Raw genomic sequence first — 17,629 nt, forward strand, 5'->3', positions numbered from 1 at the left:
ATAAATGACTAATAGCGTAATTACTAGATTTGCTCCGTCACCGACGGGGTTTTTACATATAGGTTCGGCAAGAACTGCCCTTTTTAACTACTTGTTCGCAAGGCATCATAACGGTAAGTTTTTGCTTCGCATTGAAGACACTGATAAAGAAAGATCAACGAACATCGCAGTAGAAGCTATATTCTCAGGTCTAAAATGGCTAGGGCTTGATTGGGACGGTGAGGTTATATTCCAGTCTAAACGTAATAATCTTTACAAAGAAGCTGCACTAAAATTATTGCAAGACGGTAAAGCATATTATTGTTTTACTAGCCAAGAAGAAATAGAAAGACAGCGACAAAAAGCTTTAGAAAATAAACAGCATTTTATTTTTAACAGCGAGTGGCGTGACAAAGAACCATCTACCTACCCTACTGATATTAAACCGGTAATACGTCTAAAAACTCCAAGAGAGGGCAGCATAACAATTCATAATACCTTACAAGGCGAGGTAGTAATTGAAAACTCTCATATAGACGATATGGTACTATTAAGAGCAGACGGCACTGCTACTTACATGCTAGCCGTTGTAGTAGACGATCATGATATGGGTATAACTCATATTATTAGAGGTGACGATCATTTAACCAATGCAGCAAGGCAAATCGCTATTTATCAGGCTTTCGGCTATGAAGTACCTAGCATGACTCATATACCGTTAATTCATGGAGCAGACGGGACGAAATTATCCAAAAGGCATGGAGCATTAGGCGTTGAAGCTTATAAGGATATGGGATATTTACCGGAAAGTTTGTGTAATTATTTATTGCGTCTTGGATGGAGTCACGGCGATTATGAAATTATCTCAATGACTCAGGCTATAGAATGGTTTAATCTTGATTCACTCGGTAAATCACCTTCTAAGCTTGATTTTGCTAAGATGAATAGCCTTAACGCTCATTACTTAAGAATGCTTGACAATGATAGCTTAACTTCAAAGACTGTAGAGATATTGAAACAAAATTATAAGGTTAGCGAGAAGGAAATAAGCTATATAACCCAAGCAATGCCAAGCTTGTTAGTTAGAAGTGAAACATTACTAGAACTAACACGCCTTGCTCAAATTTATCTCGTAGATTCGCCTATCATCTACAACCAAGATGCAAAAGAAATTATAGAAAATTGCGATAAGGATTTAATCAAACAAGTTATAGAAAACTTAAGCGAACTTGAGCAGTTTGATAAGGAATCCGTACAGAATAAATTTAAAGAAATAGCAACAGCAAACGGCTTAAAGCTGAATGACATTATGAAACCAGTAAGAGCTTTAATAACAGGTATGACGGCTTCACCTAGCGTATTTGAAATTGCAGAAATTTTAGGAAAAGAAAATATTTTAAAAAGGTTAAAAATTATATGAAAGATTGTATAAAAAAATTGCTTTTGTTTTTAGTGGGTTATTTATAATAACCGGCACTTTTGTTTTGTATAGCATAGAAAACGTCAATGCACAACGGCACCAAAAAAGTACGGGGCTTGGACTTTAAATTGTACTCTCAATAATGAGAAAAAACAACTTTGCTTCTTATCACAACAAATTAATAATCTAGAGAAAGATAAAGAAAAGGGAATATTAGCCATTTATCACATAGGTTATTTCAATGGGGAGCAAGAAGAACAAGAATTAAAGATAATCGAAATAGTCCCATCAAATGTTCAAATTCCAGCAGGTACAGTTATTAATAGCGGTGACAAACGAATATCAGCCGGGAAATACGTAAATTGTACGGTAAACGGCTGTCAGGTTTTAGCTATTCTTATAAAAGACGATCTAGACATGATTTTATCTAATGATAATTATTTAGAACTAATCACCACTGACGGTAAACAAGCTAAAATTTCATTTATAAAAGACGGTCTAAAGGAAGGTCTAAAAGCTTTGAGTAGATAGTAACGGAATTTAAGTGCTGTTGCATGAAATGCTTTTCATCGTGATTGCGAGCAGGCATTGTTGCGTGAATACTAAACCGTCATTGCAAGCGACTGAAAGAAGCTTGGCAATCTCAGGATTTTGGCACGAGATTGCTTCGTCAAAATTTTCAATTTTTCCTCACAATGACGACTCGGGTATCCACACAATAACACCTTGCGTCGCTTAACCCATGACGATACGCTATTAAGTTGCTTTAAAGCTTAATTAAGCATCGTGATGATGGTGTTCATGTCCCCAGGCCCTTTACCACCTAAACTTGCTTCATATTCAAGAACCCATGATTGATGAAATGCCATGTCTGTATCAGCTATTATCCATCTTTCTAAAAGAACATGAAATCCTGCTTCTCTTTCCAGAAGAATCATTGAGTGATCCGTAGAAGCAGGTAATTGATGACTCCAAAATGGTTTTTCTTGGCTTATATTTTCAAAAAATGTCTTAAGCTCATTAAAAGTTAGTCTTTGAGAAAAGTCAGTAGGATGATCAGTGATCGCATATGTATAACCACGTGTTTTATGTGCCATGGTATAATCCCAATGTATATCAAACTTGTCACCGGCTTTTACTTTATGAACATGATGGTACTTGCTTCCATCTCTCCAATCAAATGTTTTGTCAGATGAAAATTGTCGCATTTCTGCATTAGTATAATTAACAGAATCTCTCTCATCTTCTTTTCCACCGCTAAGAAGATGTCCCTCTTTAATTGCCGGTGCACTTAGAGTATCATCAGGAAAGTCAACATCATCAGGAAAGGATTTTTTCCTCCTTCCATCTCATTTTTCTGTGAACTATCTTAACAACTTTAACTCTTCGCAAACTAAAGCCATTGTCTTCAGTAAGGTTACTGCCCCATGATATGGGGTAACATCTAAGATATGCGAAAATTTCTTATCGTACTCTGCTTTATTAGGAGCTATTTTGTTATCAACTAGTTTTTTAGTCATAATTTACCTATTAATTTAAATTGTATTTCGATATATATAAAAATAGATTGAATAATAATCTACCTTTACAATTAACAATGCTTACTAAATTTTTAATATATTGCAAGAAGTTATAAACCACTAAAGTGAAAAAATATTTGAGAATAAATAAAAAAATACCTTTCTTTTTATTAAGTTTTATTAACTAACGCAAGTTTCGAATTAATATAGCATAGGATTTAGCATATCAAGAGAGATGTAATAGAAGGTTTATTATCAGACATTTGATAATTTATCAGTGCTGCAACCATATGCACAAAGGCATTTGTAACTGATCTATGCCTTGAATGCTCAAACTTCCCCAATAGTTTAATTTTACTAAACACAGATTCTATTAATGCTTTTTTAAGCAATAATATTTTATCCAACATAGACATAAGTTTATTTTTCATATTTTTCTTTACCCTAGTTACCATAAAAATTCCTTGCTCTAAAAGTTGTAGAAATAATTGTTGCGAAATATAACCACGATCTCCGAATACTTTACCAAAAAGATTTTTGATTATCAGTTCCAGCTGTTTTCTATCATCCTTATTGCCAGGGCTAAAAGATGCTTTAATACCACCGGCTCTATTAATTATTAGATGTAGTTTAAGTCCATAGAACCAACCTTTTGTTGTCTTACTGCTTGCTGCTATGCCGGCGAACACTTTATTCATTGAAATACGGTATCTCTTACATACCTCTATACTACTTGAATCTACAAAAGAGAGTCCGTCACACTGATCCAAAATAGAATTGAATATTAGTACTAATAGTGGTAAATGTGGACCTATTATTTTTATAAATTGACTATAGCTTACTAATTGAAAATCTCTTTGATGATGAATTCATATTTGCTTCAGATAATAATTCTTAAAACAATCATAAGATGACTGCCAGTAGCCTATTATAATTGTTATTACCTCACTTCTGTTCAGTCGACTTTTAGGACCAGATTTGTTGTTATGGTTAGTAATTGAATTTGTATGCTTGTCTAATTCTTGAAAAAAATCATCGACGTAACAAAATATTTCTGTAAAATCCATTATCATAGGTTATTGCTCTTAAAGTTTTTTCAATAACCTATAAACTTTTTTCTAATACTATAAATACCATATTTTAATTAGCAATTTGTATTTTATACTCACTTTATAACAAAAACAGTATTATCAAGATCCCCGTAACCCAGTTACTATCAGCTATTCAGCGACTTTTTGAATACGAAACTCGCGTTGATTTAGTATAAAATCTCTCACCTGATTGATGATAAGGAGGATCAAAATAAACAAAATAATTTGCCTTAGGCTCAATAAAAGAAAAATCTATAGCGTAAATAGAAGTATTTGCTAAAAAACTACTACATTGCTGTAATCTTTGATCAATATTAAAGCTCTTATGTTTTTTGCTAGAAAAAGATACTACCGGCTTACCATCCATCTTGATGCGATAAATACCTTTAAAAGCGTATCTGGTCAGGTAAATAAACCTGGCAGTGATTTTGCTAGGATCATTGGTATTATTATGATCCCTCACTTGATAGTAATATTCTTTTGAATAATTTTCTTTATGGTCTTTCAGTAAACTGCTTACAGTAGCTGGATCTTTTTTAACAGAATTATAACTAGTCACTAAATCAAGATTAATATCAGATAGAAAACATTGGTTGAACATATGTTTGACTTGAAAAAATAATGCCCCACCACCAAGAAATGGTTCATAATAATTATTTAGTCCTGATGGAATATGTTCAATTAATTTATTAACGATTTTTCTTTTGCCGCCAACCCATTGTAAAAATGGTTGTGGTTTATCAGAGGTAGGTAAATTCATAACAATTACTTAAAAATATCTTAGGAAAATTATAAATATCCTATAGATGCCAGTAAAAGTGCTGAGATTACAGGTTTTTACTGCTTTTAAAGGTATAAATATTGCTTATTTGTTTAGGTTTTTGAGAATTAGTTAGCTGGTAATTTATAGCATGTCTCTTTTCTGTAGCTCTTTAGATGTGCCTGAAAAAATCTGAGCGAAATGCTCGGAAATCCTCTGTACTCTGCAATATAATGGTGATATCTGTGCTGATGATGCTGTGTTAATGTAGTATCAAGCACGGAGGTTAAATTAACCAAGAAGTTACGTTTTAACCTCCGTGCCACCATTTTTCAACAAAACAGTAGAGGCATGGTATGACAACTAATGTTAAAAATCAACAACAAGATCAAAATAAAATCATAGAAAAAGGCTGGATAGTTAAATTACCACCCATATTTGCCACATTAATACCAGCATATGAGCAAGATGCTAACATAATTGATTATACAGAAAATTATGTTGATATTATTAAATTCAGAAAAATAGAATTGGAATTACAACAAGTAAAGAATAAACTAAAAGAATAGGAGCTAGTGAAGATAGATTTGCTCAAGAATATTGGTCATAGTATCAATATTCCTTGTACTGGGATTTTTACACGAATAGTGGTACTCTAATGAAATAGAGCAAAATCCTGAAATGAAGAAATACTTAGCTACTATTAGGGATTGTGCTAAAGCGTTACTAGATTACTCTAATTATGTAGTAGATTTTCTGCAAGCTGCTGGACTGTCTTCTACAGTTTTAAAACCATTTAACCCCAAGAAATTAGTAGAGCAATCTATAGAAAAAGCAACACCAGCAGCACAGCATAAAGGATTAAGGTTGGTCTCTAATATTCATTATGAAATGCCAGATATTGTAGTAGGTGATAGTTATCGCTTGCAAGCAATATTAGATCAATTAATTAGTAATAGTATTCAATTTACTGAGCAAGGCACTATTGTGATTACAGTTAATTTATTCCCTGCTCGCAGTTTTGAAGATGCTAATGATTTTACCAATAATACCCAAATACAAGATGATAGAAAGAGGATATTACAACTTATGGTTCACGATACTGGTATTGGTATCCCTCGAGAAAAACAACAATATATTTGTGAGGAATTTGTTAAACTTAACTCTACTCTACAATGTAAAGGAGTGGGTCTAGGGTTAATGTTTGTAAGGCAGTTGATCCACGAAATGCATGGCAAGATTACATTATCAAGTGAAGAAGGAAAAACTACTACTGTTGAATGTAAAGTGCCAGTTAAATTGCCGTTAATTCATGGTATTATTGCTGATATCTAAAGTATAGTCAATTAATATAAACTATGGACGTGGTCGCTCGTTGCTCACCTAGTAGTTCTAGGCTTCGCGTCTCGCTCCTAGTCTCTAATTCATCTTAATTGACTATATGTTAATGAAGAAAGTGATAAGACTGTTTTATTTATTTTAATGTCCCCCTTCGGGGATAAGAAATCCCTCGCCTTCAGGTGAAGGGAAGATATAATGAAATTGCTTTAGCAATGAATTTATATCAAGAAATATGAGAAGTTATAGAAAGAATAGTCATAGTCAGTATGATTTAAAAGTACATCTTATATGGATACCAAAATATAGGAAGAGAGTATTGATAGGCAAAGTAGCGGAAAGGGCTAGAGATTTACTAAGGCAGATTTGTATGGAACATGAAGTATATATAATTTCAGGGAAAATATCATGTGATCACGTGCATATGTTTATCTCATATAAATCACAAATATCTCTTAGCAAGTTAGTACAGTATTTAAAAGGTAGTAGCTCAAGAATTTTATTGCAAGAATTTGCTCATTTAAGAAAACAATTTTGGGGCAATCATTTGTGGGCTAGGGGCTATATGGCGGTCAGTTCAGGTAATATAACTGATGAAATGATACAGCGCTATATTGATGAACAGGAAGGTGAACCTGTGAATGATGATCGATTTCTAATCGATTCCACTTTATAACCCCTCAGCTTATAGCTGAGGGTTCTTTAGTTACTAGTGCTATTAGCTTTATTTATGCTATAATTCATTTAAGCAAATAATTTATTCTTAAATAATAAAATAGTAATGACTGTTAGAATTTCTGGTACAAGTTTAGAGGAAATTAGACTGCCAAAAATGAGGGTAGGTACTGATGATTTTAAAACATTATTGCTAAATAGTGAAATATTTGTTGATAAAAGTCTAATGATCAAAGAATTTCTGGAAGATAGTGGAGATGTAATTCTCATTACCCGCCCAAGACGCTGGGGTAAGAGTTTGAATATGGATATGCTCAAGAAATTCTTTGAAATAGAAGTGGATGATAAAGGTGTACCTTTATTGCAAGAAAATAAAGTGAATCATAAATTATTTGTTGGTGGTACAGTAGATTTAGGTTTTAACGAAACCAAAGAGCTGAAACCATTAAAAATAGCCAATTATCCTAGTGTCATAGCACGTCAAGGCCAATTTCCTGTTATCTCTATAAATTTTAAAGATGTTAAGGGTAGTAACTATCAAGAGATTGAAAGCGGAATAAGAAATCAAATTATTAAGTTATTTGTAAATCATCGTTATTTAAAAACTCACATAACAGAAGAGACAAATTTACTGGATGATGTACAAAAAGAAAAGTTATATCGATATTTTACAGGAAAACTTGATAAGGAAGACCTCAAAGATAGTTTAGCTTTTGTAAGCGAATTACTATACAAACATTTTAACCAAAAAGTATACATTTTAATTGATGAGTACGATACGCCAATTAATAGTTCATACCTTAAATTTGGCCACAAACTAGAAGAATTTGAAACCGTGCTTGAACTATTCCGTGGGATATTCGGTAGCAGCCTAAAGAGCAACCCTTACTTAGAAAAAGGAGTAATAACCGGCATTCTGCGGGTAGCTAAGGCTAATTTATTTTCAGATTTAAATAATGTTACTAAATATACTTTACTAGATGCAGATTTTTCACAGTTTTATGGTTTTACTCAAATAGAAGTTGATGAGTTATTAACTATCGTCCCAACAACCACTCATCCTAAAGAAATTAAAGATTGGTATAATGGCTACACATTTGGTGGAGAAATAATCTACAATCCATGGTCCATTATGCAATGTTTAGCGCATAAGGGAAAGCTTGATCACTACTGGCTAGATAGTGGAGGGACCTCACTTGTTGATAAAGCACTGCTATCTGATGAGATGCAAGAAGATTTACAGAACTTAATTACCGGTAAAAATATTATTTCGACTATCGTTAAACAAATAAGTTTTTCTGACATTAATAAACCAGTGGGATTATTAAGTTTATTACTATTTAGTGGTTATTTAAACCCTACTGCTAGAAGTCCGGAAAAAAATATTTATGAGTTATCCATACCTAATCAGGAAGTAAAATATATCTATGAAACAAGGGTATTACTATGGGTTACTGATCAGCTAAAGATTGATAGTTCTCGGTATTATGCTTTTATTAGTTTATTACCTGCAGGCAAGCTAGAGAAATTTAAGGAGAAACTACAAAAATTGTTGTTAAATTCCACTAGTTTTCATCAGACCGGGGTTGTACGAGCTGAGCTATTTTATAGTGGCTTTATGCTTGGTTTAATTAATATGTTAGCTCCTGATTATATAATAGACAGTGAAAAAGAAACAGGGGATGGTAGAGCTGATATAATTTTACTTCCGCAAGCAGGGAGAGCGGAAAATGCTATTATCATTGAGTATAAGGTCTCTAAAACAATAGAAGAGCTAGAGTCTACAGCAAAAACAGGCTTAGAACAGATCAATGATAAGAGATATGATACTAAAATCAAAGAACAGGTCCACGTTAAGAAAATCATCAAAATTTCTATGGCTTTCTGCAGCAAGGAAGTGGCATTAGAATATCAAATTGATAATATTTCTTTGACTAACTAAAAACTTGTAGAATTATTGCTATGAAAGCTACCTTTTTAAGATATTGTTAATAATGTATTCAAGTAAAACAATTCGTATATATATGGGAAAATATGGATTATTGTAAGAAGTTAAAATTTAAATCTTGTGATTATTCCAACAAGTTATTAGATAAAATCTTATTACTTAACGAAACAGCTCAAGTTAAAGTAGATATTAATGAAATTAAACAGTCAATTTGCTATGCTAAGGAATATCATGCTAATCAAAAACGTCAGTCAGGTGAGCCATATTATTCTCATCCGTTAGAAGTAGCTTATATGGTAGCTGATTATCTTTTTCGCACTGATATTTTAGTATCCTCTATTTTACATGATACAATTGAAGATACAGAATTGACTAAAGAAATGGTCGCTCAAGTTTTTGGCGACCTGGTTGCAAGACAAGTTGAGGATTTAACGAGAATTAAAGGTGATAGAAAAATTAGCTCTGCTGAAATGATAGAAACATTATATCAACGCGAGTTTCGTATTAAGATGCCTAAATTATGGTTAATGAATATGCTATAATCCTTATCCTTTCAAGGTTTGTAAGAGGTGTGACAAGTTTTACAATTTAATAGTTATAGTCAAAAAAGACAATTTACTAAAAATTTATGCAGTTTTAAGTACATTTTATAACAAAAACAATATTACTAATATCCTCGTAACCCAGTTACTATCAGCTATTCAGTTCCTCTATTAATACGAAACTCGCGTTATTAACGAAAGGAGTTGACAAGCAGTTTTACTTAGTGGTTTATTGTTATTAGAAGTAAGATTACACCATTCAGGAGGGACAAAATTACCAACGAAATTATAGAAAATAATATCATTGCTACTATCAGTAGAAATATGGGGAGTGGAAGGAAAGTTGACTATTTGCTGCATAATCCCTCCAGCTGAACATCAGGTCCAGAAAGGGTTTTAGAGCAATTTAAATAGTCATAATTGCATTTAAAAGCAGCATATACGCAGCATATGGAATTTTGAGGATAGCTAGGGAAACCCTGAAAGGCTGATGGGGAATATGGTGGGCGATGAGAGACTTGAACTCCCGACCCTCTCGGTGTAAAGCAGGAGGTTGCATTTTTAAAAAAATCACCTGACTTTATATAAAAAGCAGATATAGCATCATTACCTTGGTTTTTAACTGCTATAACCCTAACACTCATAGTATTTTTCTGTTATCGAAATGAACATTTGAAATTGTAGGTAAAATTGCATTACCTGTCAATCTTTATTCATATTATGCTTATACCTTGCAAAAAAAGCAGCATATATGCAGCATAAAATTATCAAGAAATATAATATATTAATAGAACATTCTTTTCTTAATAACAGTTTTGTGTTTTGCAGTATAACTAATAAATGTTATGATGAAGTTATATTAATAATCCTTTTGCAAAATGTTTAATACTTAAAGTTAAAATTTGAAAGGTTAAATATAAGTTATAGCAGTATAATAACAATGCTTTATATAGCCTATATATCATTATATAAAATTAAAGTATTACTAATCACAAGTCTTAATTTATATGATCAGCATATAAAACAGTTTGGAGCAGATCACCCTAGAAGTATCGAGATATTAAATATGGATGCAAAGTGTTATCCTTAAGGTAATATAATTGTAGTATAGCCTGAGTAAGTGAAAAGAAAAATGAAAAAGTATCTCCTGATAATAATGGTATTAATTATGTCGTATACTGCAGTTGCTCAAGGGCAACTATCCAATCTTGTGACACCAGTGAGCTATTTTATTAATCATATTAAGCAATTATCTTCGGTTACCAATAATTTAACTAAGTACAGAAAAGCAAGTATAGTTGGCATTAGTGGCATGGGCAAGACTCAACTTGCTAGGATGTATGCTTATGAGAATAAAAATAATTATGATCTTATTTGGTTTATTGATTGTAATTTAGATATTAATGAAGAATTTCTAAAATTAGCTAAATTAATTAACGAAAAAGCTAAGACTAACTTAATTTCAGAAGATGTATCATCTGCACAAAAAGAAGTATTATCTTACTTATCAACCAAAGATAAATGGTTATTAGTATTTGATAATTTAAAAGTTAAAGAAAATCACAAAGTACAAGAAATCATTAATTGGGAGAATAATGGCCATATTATCTTTGGCTCTCAGGATGGTGAATTATTATCTAATATAGTTAAGATGACTGCTTTTGAAAAAAGTGATGCCATAACTCTTGTAAATAATATTTTAGAGAATAGTGACAATAAGCTAGCAGAATTTCTAGTTCAAGAATTTACTGGCTACCCTATTTTAATAGTTCAAGGAGCTCAACTATTAAAACAAGTACCAGGTTTAGATAAAGCAGAATATAAAAAAAAGATAGAACAATCTACTGATAAAATTAAATTAAATATTACCTTAGCTATTAAGGAATTAAAACCAAGCGCTAGAGAGTTATTAAATAAGGTAGCTTTGATCAATAACCAGGCTTTTTCTAAAGATTTACTACGGATTATCACTAATGATCAAAATCTTCTAGATAATGATATTTATCAATTATCTAAATTTGCTTTAATAGCTAATATTGATCCAAATGAAATTAATCCTATCTTTGAAATGCATGATATTATTGCTCAAAAAATAGTAGAAATTAATGGAGATCAAAATAATAAAACTTATTTAGAAGATATTGTTGTAAAATTAGTAAATTTTGTACCAAAGGGTGTAATAAAAGCTCATGTTTTTAGAGCTGCTAAAACTGTCCGTGAAAATCTTGAAATAATTAAAAAAAATGCTCTGAGGTATAATATCAATATTTATAAGTTTATGGAGTTAAATTTACAACTGATAGTACAATATGTTAATTCCTTAGATCTTTATAATGCTGAAAAATTAGTCAATTGGTTTAGTACAAATGATCAACAAAGTAAATTTAAATTGTGGCTAATGAATAATGATGAAAAGCGTGTATATGCAGATTATTTAGGATTAATAGGTGGATATTATAGAAGGTGTTTAAATTATGAAACTGCAATTAAATATTATACTAGAGCAAAAAAAATATATGATGATATCAAGGGATATGAGACTTTAAGGTGTGGTGTATTTTTTGGTTTAGCAATGTCTAATATTGAATTAGGGAAAATTCAAGAAGCAGAAAAAAATATTTATATTATGGAGCAGATGTTTACTAATGATTTAGTAGATAAAGCAGATATGGCTAAAGTATATTTTAGTAAAGCTAAATTATTTTTTATATATGGTAACTATTCTAAATCATTGGAACAAATTCATAACACTATAGAAATATGTATTAAAAATGGATTAAGTCTTACAGACTTATTTCTTACTAACTATTATATACTTAAAGCAGAAATATTAAATTATCTTAAAAAATATGAAGAAGCATATAATCAAGTTATGCAATTATATGATATGCACAAGCCAGTCAAGAAAGAAGATCATGAAGTGTTTGGTCGTATATTTACTCAAATGTCAAGAGCGCAGCTAGGGCTCGGTAATGCTAAAGAAGCCTTAGATTATGCTCGCAAAGCTAGAACTATCTTTATTAACGATCCAAGTAGGCCTAATAATAGTCGAGATATTGCCGTATCACCTGATATCTACTTAGCTAAAGCCTGTGTTGCTGAAGCAGATGCCTTAGCAGCTCTTGGTCAAAATGAAAAGGCTGCTAAGTCTTACCTCGATGCAGAAAATTTTTATTGGAATAACTACCGAGAAAATATGGGTAATGTTGATGAAGTCAGCAGCATGTACCTATCAGCAGCCAAAGCTAGCTGTCATTTGCACGAGAAAGCTTGGTATGTTAAATTTCATGATCAGCATATAAAACAGTTTGGTGCAGATCACCCTAGAAGTATTGAAATACTAAATATGGATGATACTTGCTACCCTGAAGCTCAACGTTGAGAATATTTCTGTTTCAATAGCCATTTAATAAATTTGTCATCAGCTACAGGTAATTTAGATTCAACAGAATAGTTAAATACCTCACTAATTATTGAGGTAACATCAATACAGGAAAGTTTTAACTGCTGGGTTTTAATTTCAGCTATTACTTGTTGCGATACTGTTGTTAACAAATCTAAATCTTCTGATGTTAGAGATGGATAGCTACTGGTTGGCGTTGTAAACAGATCTTTGACTGTTAAATCAAATACATCAGCTACAGCTTGTAATAATTCTGCTGAAGGTTTTTTTGATATTCCCTTAATAATATTATAAATATTATTTTTTCTAAGGCCTGCCTTTCTTTCTAAATCAGCTATTTGATAATTGTGATCCTTAATTAACTTTTCAAGATTTTTTTGTAATGCAGTATAAGACATGTAATTACAACCAATTCAGTTTATATATGTAACTATTTATACATATAATTTAACATTTTTCAGTAAAAATATCAAAAAAATATATTGATTATAATTTTTTATTATAATATAGTTATATGTATATAACAAAATAGCAGTAATTAAATAAGAAAAACGATCAAAAATTAATTATATATAATAAAAATAAATAAGCTATCAATATTGTAATTACTAAGAGTAGTACAGATATTTAAGACAATGAGAAACCAGTAAGTACTATAGTAAAGTTTGGCTACTAGATAGTACTTACTTGGTTAGAATGAATCAGCTAAATATTAAAAAAGTATTTAGCGATAACACTGAACCCATAAGGTTATAGCTATGACTATATACAAATTATATCCACAGAGCAAATATATTTTGCTTTATCTTCTTAATCTCCTCCTAACACAACGGTCAACTGATTTGAAGTCAAGAATACTACTTTCTTATATCTTAGCAATTTTGAAGGTTCATCAACCAAGAGTGGGTTATTATGCAAATTGAGAAAGCATTTAACCTATTCACTATTGTGATAACCGTAAGCTATGTAGTAGTGATGTTTAATTTTCTTAAGGAAATAACACGATGGTTTATCAAATATTAGTAATGTCATTAATTATCATTGAAGGGTTATTGATCGTTATATCTTTAAAATACCTACAAAAGATAATTTTTACTAGTAAAGATTTTATCACAGCAGTTGATAAAGCCCAAGAAGATATTCTTCCTGTATTTAAGGAACTAAAAAATTTAATAGAGATCACTAGTAAGAAAGAAAATCACATACTACACACAGTCTTTTATCTAGAGGAAATTGAAATGTATGTGAAAATGATTTTAAGCAAACTTGAATAACAAGATAATTTGCAAGGGGTAATCAATAATACTGAGATTAAAAAAGTTAGTAAAAATTAACAGTAATGAATTAATAAGATGGATAGTAGTATTTTTTTAAATAGAAAGTATTACATCCTATTCCTGACAGGATATTAACCTTCTCATGCTGTTACTTCAAGTGATTGTGTTGATTTGAGAACATAGATAAAAAATTACTGCCATAATGACGCATTATATTAACAAGAGACTAACAATCTTAGAAAGATTCATTATAACACCATTACAAAATCATTAAGAATTTAACTTTAATTGGATGTATAAAATATGACAGAAAAATTATTAAATTTTACTAAAGATTCTTTGCATAAAATTGAACCACCAAAAGAGAAAAGAGATGTTTATAAAGACAGTAAAGAAGCAGGTTTAATTTTGATAGTATCATATGGTGGGAGTAAAATCTTTTATTTAGGTAAAATGATTCAAAAAGAATATTGTAGAATAAAGATAGGACGTTTTCCGGATTTGTCTATTGTTGATGCTAGAGCAAAAGCAGCTGAATTAAAAAGTCAAATTGCTAGAGGTATTAACCCCATAGAAGAGAGTAGTAAAGTATCTAACGAACTAAATGACTTACCAATATCTGAAGAACTAACCTTTAAAGAACTTTTTGATAAATATATTAACAATTACGCTAAACATAATATTAAAAGATGGCGGGATTGCATTGCTACAATGAATAGACAGGCCAAGCATTTCTATCCTATGAAGATTTCTGCTATTCAAAAAGCTGATATTCAACAGACATTTCATAACCTTACCAAATTTGGTAAATATAGTGCCAATAAATTTCTTGAGATGTTAAGTGCTATATTTAACAAAGCCATTGAGTGGGAATTATTAGGAAAAAATCCTGTCACTGGTCTTAAAAAGCATAAGGAGCAATCAAGGGATAGGTATATTACTAAAGAAGAAGCACCACAATTTTTTCAAGCACTGAAAGAAGAACAGAATCAATTAATGAAAGATTTTATTTTAATATCTTTATATACTGGGGCGCGTAAAAGTAATGTCCTTTCTATGCGATGGGAAAATGTAAGTTTTGGAAATAAAACGTGGTATATAGCAGATACTAAGAATGGTGATCCTCAAACCGTGGTATTAATAGAGGAAGCTATTAAAATACTAGAAGCAAGGAAGAAGGAATCAGAAAGTGAATGGGTATTCCCAAGTGAGGCAAGTAGTAGTGGTCATTTACAAGAACCCAAAAAAGCTTGGAAGAGAATTTGTACCAGAGCTGGGCTAAAAGATTTAAGATTACATGATCTTAGAAGAACATGTGGTAGCTGGATGGCCATTAACGGGGCAAGTCAATATGTTATTGGTAAAGCACTTAATCATAAAAGTCCTACTTCAACAGCAATTTATGCTCGGTTAAGCTTAGATCCAGTAAGAGAATTTATGGAAAAATCTACTAGTGATTTAACCACTTCAAAGAACAAGAATTATAACTAATGATTAATATACACTAATCTAATTAAATTTAGTATTGGGGCTAAAAGTTGAGATAAACATCATGGGATCATTTTTAGCTGTCAGGAAATTATAATATTCCATTGCAATATTTGTTACTTCACAACTACAGCTAGACTGAATAGCTAATTCCAAACATTTCATTCTCAAATTTAAATCATTATTTAACATAATCTCTACTAATAAACTAATTGATAGAATATTAGCAAATCTAATTAAATTCTGCAACAATAAGCTGCACACAGAGGTAAATTCTACTCTTTTGTCTCCAGATTAGCACAAATATCCAAAAGTTTTAAAGTATCTATTATTAATCTAAATAATCCGCTGGCAAAATAATTTTGCGAGAGTTAAGGTATCAGCTGTGAGAAGGAGTTTACTGGCATTTTCCTTCTCTTAATTAAGGGCATAACTTTTAGATACTAGCAATAATATTGAAGTTAAAACTGTAATAATCAAGGTATAGAAGATTAAAACTTGTTAGTATCTTTAAGTTATATCACAGGTAGCTACGCAACTCTAATAATAGTGTGAGAATCTTATGTCGCATTCCCATCAAAATCAACAATTATATTGGTCGCTATCTAAGCCTTTGAAATATATGGGATTAACTTTGGATGAATGGGGGGTGACTTTAGTAGGTGTGGTGCCAGGGATAGTGCTGCTCAATAGCGGTCATGCTAAATTAGGATTATTTTGCATGTTTTGTGGAATTGGCTTTTGTTATAGTTTCAAGAAATTTAAAAAAGTTTCACAATATTTTTTATTAAAAAGTTTTTTGGTAGCAAAAAAAATACTCCCTGCGCCAATAAGTTATCCTGGGTTGTTAGGCAAAAAAGTAGGAAAATGAATCATCTATTCAAGCAAGCATCAGTACAGGAATTAGTTAGATACAATAAATGCCTTTTGATGATAACTGTGCTACTAGCGATCACTAGTTTACTGGCAACAATAAAAGCAGTTAATAAAGAGGAAAAATGGTTACTAATCCCAGCAATAGCACCTGATCGGCGGATGATAGTATCATCAAAAAATTATCATGAGACTTATCTAAAAGAATGGGCAATTTTTGTGATGAAAGAATTATTTACTACTTCACCTGAAGAGGTAGAGAGGCAGATAGCTGATATGCAGGTGGTATCTAGCGCAACGCCAGAATTGGAGAGATTTTTTAAAGAGCACTTACAGTTTGTTAAAGGTTCTAATGTGTCTGCAGTATTTTTTCCTAAGAAAACGGAAATAGTAGATGCAGGAGTGTTAATTCAGGGAACGTTTCGTTATTGGTTTGGGGAGAATAAACACGTAGCAGTTGAAAAAAGTTATTTGTTGACTTATAAGCGTGGTGCTAATCATCTCTTATTACTAACGGGAATTAAAGAACAAGTGGAGGATAAGAATGTTGAATAAAACAACTATTAATTTAAGAAATTATTCATTAGTTATAATATTTTTAGTATTATGCAATTTAAAGTTTGACACTGCTTATGCTATAGGTTATATGTTACATGACGATAGCATCCTAAAGTTGCAGATTGCTAAAGATGCTCCAACTAGGATTAGTATTGAGGGAGAAAAAATTAATGATGTATTTATTCATCCTAAAGACGCAGCAGAAGTGGTGGTGCATAATTCTGGTTGTTTGTTTATCCTGCCGCAGGTTGGTAATAATAAGGTATATTTAACAATAATTAGTGAAAGTGGCATAGTGCAAGATTTATCTTTACGTTTTATTGGTAAAAATCCTAGTCCTATAAGGTTACTTAAATTTGATTTGGTACAAGATTTGGCACAAACCACTAACATAAAGCAAGAGAAGAAAAATGAAAATAAGCAAATATCTAGAAATAAGTGATAGTAAACGACTTAACGAGCAGAGTAGTTATCAATCTATTACCTTAGCAATATTGATGGTGTTTTGTTGTTATATATTATTACCTGATATAGCATGGGCCACGACCTTAGAGGGACAATTGGATCGGATTGGTGGGCTTTCTACCGGTAAACTCAAGACTATTGGTATATCAGGAGCAACTATTTTATCGTCAATCTGGGCGGTAGTGCGAGGTAATATTAGACTGGCAGGAGCAATAGTAGCTATTGGAATTATTCTTGGCTTTTATTTAGAGTGGATTGCAAGCGGCATGAAGGTATAATGATTTAGGAGAAA

At 31.4% G+C, this 17,629-nt stretch carries 17 protein-coding genes and 1 pseudogene; 14 read left to right on the top strand and 4 right to left on the bottom strand.

The window, feature by feature from the left end; translation table 11 throughout:
- Positions 1-4 precede the first annotated feature (4 nt).
- Complete coding sequence (gene gltX, locus REIS_RS07845; RefSeq protein ID WP_008580854.1) at positions 5-1,399, top strand: glutamate--tRNA ligase; 1,395 nt, start codon at positions 5-7, stop codon at positions 1,397-1,399.
- A pseudogene (locus REIS_RS07850) lies at positions 1,396-1,930 on the top strand (invasion associated locus B family protein). The gene gltX and the pseudogene REIS_RS07850 overlap by 4 nt, the downstream one beginning before the upstream one ends.
- Before the next feature lie 242 nt (positions 1,931-2,172).
- On the opposite strand, the gene REIS_RS07855 reads toward REIS_RS07850, so the two are convergent.
- The 3 genes from REIS_RS07855 to REIS_RS07865 form a co-directional block, all read right to left on the bottom strand.
- Positions 2,173-2,679: a lytic polysaccharide monooxygenase gene (locus REIS_RS07855; RefSeq protein ID WP_081819132.1), complete on the bottom strand. Its 507-nt coding sequence runs from the start codon at positions 2,677-2,679 to the stop codon at positions 2,173-2,175.
- Positions 2,680-3,137: 458 nt separating this feature from the next.
- Positions 3,138-3,788 (bottom strand): IS982 family transposase, encoded by a 651-nt coding sequence (locus tag REIS_RS11365; protein ID WP_083787780.1) that lies wholly within the window; start codon positions 3,786-3,788, stop codon positions 3,138-3,140.
- A gap of 355 nt (positions 3,789-4,143) precedes the next feature.
- Positions 4,144-4,770: a DNA adenine methylase gene (locus tag REIS_RS07865; RefSeq protein ID WP_008580862.1), complete on the bottom strand. Its 627-nt coding sequence runs from the start codon at positions 4,768-4,770 to the stop codon at positions 4,144-4,146.
- Positions 4,771-5,126: 356 nt separating this feature from the next.
- Between REIS_RS07865 and REIS_RS15940 the strand changes: the two genes are divergently transcribed.
- From REIS_RS15940 to REIS_RS07895, 6 genes are all read left to right on the top strand, one after another.
- The gene (locus REIS_RS15940) at positions 5,127-5,339 is read left to right on the top strand and encodes a hypothetical protein (RefSeq protein ID WP_233466329.1); all 213 of its coding nucleotides are present in this window, start codon (positions 5,127-5,129) and stop codon (positions 5,337-5,339) included.
- A 112-nt stretch (positions 5,340-5,451) separates the two neighbouring features.
- Complete coding sequence (locus REIS_RS07870; protein WP_233466330.1) at positions 5,452-6,105, top strand: sensor histidine kinase; 654 nt, start codon at positions 5,452-5,454, stop codon at positions 6,103-6,105.
- Between the two features lie 238 nt (positions 6,106-6,343).
- On the top strand, positions 6,344-6,784 hold the full coding sequence (gene tnpA, locus REIS_RS07875) for an IS200/IS605 family transposase (RefSeq protein ID WP_008579324.1): 441 nt from the start codon (positions 6,344-6,346) through the stop codon (positions 6,782-6,784).
- A 105-nt stretch (positions 6,785-6,889) separates the two neighbouring features.
- Complete coding sequence (locus tag REIS_RS07880; protein WP_008580864.1) at positions 6,890-8,725, top strand: AAA family ATPase; 1,836 nt, start codon at positions 6,890-6,892, stop codon at positions 8,723-8,725.
- A gap of 92 nt (positions 8,726-8,817) precedes the next feature.
- Positions 8,818-9,273, top strand: a complete 456-nt coding sequence (locus tag REIS_RS07885) for an HD domain-containing protein (RefSeq protein WP_008580866.1) — start codon at positions 8,818-8,820, stop codon at positions 9,271-9,273.
- Between the two features lie 1,219 nt (positions 9,274-10,492).
- The gene (locus REIS_RS07895; protein ID WP_241760898.1) at positions 10,493-12,655 is read left to right on the top strand and encodes a tetratricopeptide repeat protein; all 2,163 of its coding nucleotides are present in this window, start codon (positions 10,493-10,495) and stop codon (positions 12,653-12,655) included.
- Here REIS_RS07895 and REIS_RS07900 read toward each other — a convergent pair.
- Positions 12,646-13,074 carry a helix-turn-helix domain-containing protein gene (locus REIS_RS07900; protein WP_008580879.1) on the bottom strand — a complete coding sequence of 143 codons (429 nt, stop codon included), beginning with the start codon at positions 13,072-13,074 and terminating at the stop codon, positions 12,646-12,648. The two genes, REIS_RS07895 and REIS_RS07900, sit on opposite strands and share 10 nt — an antisense overlap.
- A 606-nt stretch (positions 13,075-13,680) precedes the next feature.
- Between REIS_RS07900 and REIS_RS07905 the strand changes: the two genes are divergently transcribed.
- The 6 genes from REIS_RS07905 (at position 13,681) to REIS_RS07935 (ending at position 17,615) form a co-directional block, all read left to right on the top strand.
- Positions 13,681-13,950 carry a hypothetical protein gene (locus tag REIS_RS07905; RefSeq protein WP_008580881.1) on the top strand — a complete coding sequence of 90 codons (270 nt, stop codon included), beginning with the start codon at positions 13,681-13,683 and terminating at the stop codon, positions 13,948-13,950.
- A gap of 306 nt (positions 13,951-14,256) precedes the next feature.
- Positions 14,257-15,444, top strand: coding sequence for a tyrosine-type recombinase/integrase (locus REIS_RS07910; RefSeq protein WP_008580882.1), 1,188 nt, complete (start codon positions 14,257-14,259; stop codon positions 15,442-15,444).
- A 559-nt stretch (positions 15,445-16,003) separates the two neighbouring features.
- Positions 16,004-16,312 carry a hypothetical protein gene (locus REIS_RS07920; protein ID WP_037213835.1) on the top strand — a complete coding sequence of 103 codons (309 nt, stop codon included), beginning with the start codon at positions 16,004-16,006 and terminating at the stop codon, positions 16,310-16,312.
- Positions 16,309-16,869 (top strand): TraE/TraK family type IV conjugative transfer system protein, encoded by a 561-nt coding sequence (locus tag REIS_RS07925; protein ID WP_037213836.1) that lies wholly within the window; start codon positions 16,309-16,311, stop codon positions 16,867-16,869. Before REIS_RS07920 ends, REIS_RS07925 begins: the two co-directional genes overlap by 4 nt.
- On the top strand, positions 16,859-17,314 hold the full coding sequence (locus REIS_RS07930) for a hypothetical protein (protein WP_040614727.1): 456 nt from the start codon (positions 16,859-16,861) through the stop codon (positions 17,312-17,314). The genes REIS_RS07925 and REIS_RS07930 overlap by 11 nt, the downstream gene beginning before the upstream one ends.
- Positions 17,283-17,615, top strand: a complete 333-nt coding sequence (locus REIS_RS07935; RefSeq protein WP_037213838.1) for a hypothetical protein — start codon at positions 17,283-17,285, stop codon at positions 17,613-17,615. Before REIS_RS07930 ends, REIS_RS07935 begins: the two co-directional genes overlap by 32 nt.
- Positions 17,616-17,629 lie beyond the last annotated feature (14 nt).

Source organism: Rickettsia endosymbiont of Ixodes scapularis (genome assembly GCF_000160735.1).
GTDB classification, from domain to species: Bacteria; Pseudomonadota; Alphaproteobacteria; order Rickettsiales; family Rickettsiaceae; genus Rickettsia; species Rickettsia tamurae.

Bases quoted from the DNA above. Each gene is read 5' to 3' on its own strand.
- REIS_RS07885 (WP_008580866.1), top strand. From the start codon at position 8,818: ATGGATTATTGTAAGAAGTTAAAATTTAAATCTTGTGATTATTCCAAC.
- REIS_RS15940 (WP_233466329.1), top strand. From the start codon at position 5,127: ATGACAACTAATGTTAAAAATCAACAACAAGATCAAAATAAAATCATA.
- REIS_RS07865 (WP_008580862.1), bottom strand. From the start codon at position 4,770: ATGAATTTACCTACCTCTGATAAACCACAACCATTTTTACAATGGGTT.
- REIS_RS07880 (WP_008580864.1), top strand. From the start codon at position 6,890: ATGACTGTTAGAATTTCTGGTACAAGTTTAGAGGAAATTAGACTGCCA.
- REIS_RS07935 (WP_037213838.1), top strand. From the start codon at position 17,283: ATGAAAATAAGCAAATATCTAGAAATAAGTGATAGTAAACGACTTAAC.
- REIS_RS07930 (WP_040614727.1), top strand. From the start codon at position 16,859: ATGTTGAATAAAACAACTATTAATTTAAGAAATTATTCATTAGTTATA.
- REIS_RS07925 (WP_037213836.1), top strand. From the start codon at position 16,309: ATGAATCATCTATTCAAGCAAGCATCAGTACAGGAATTAGTTAGATAC.
- REIS_RS07905 (WP_008580881.1), top strand. From the start codon at position 13,681: ATGGTTTATCAAATATTAGTAATGTCATTAATTATCATTGAAGGGTTA.
- REIS_RS07870 (WP_233466330.1), top strand. From the start codon at position 5,452: ATGAAGAAATACTTAGCTACTATTAGGGATTGTGCTAAAGCGTTACTA.
- tnpA (WP_008579324.1), top strand. From the start codon at position 6,344: ATGAGAAGTTATAGAAAGAATAGTCATAGTCAGTATGATTTAAAAGTA.
- gltX (WP_008580854.1), top strand. From the start codon at position 5: ATGACTAATAGCGTAATTACTAGATTTGCTCCGTCACCGACGGGGTTT.
- REIS_RS07910 (WP_008580882.1), top strand. From the start codon at position 14,257: ATGACAGAAAAATTATTAAATTTTACTAAAGATTCTTTGCATAAAATT.
- REIS_RS07900 (WP_008580879.1), bottom strand. From the start codon at position 13,074: ATGTCTTATACTGCATTACAAAAAAATCTTGAAAAGTTAATTAAGGAT.
- REIS_RS07920 (WP_037213835.1), top strand. From the start codon at position 16,004: ATGTCGCATTCCCATCAAAATCAACAATTATATTGGTCGCTATCTAAG.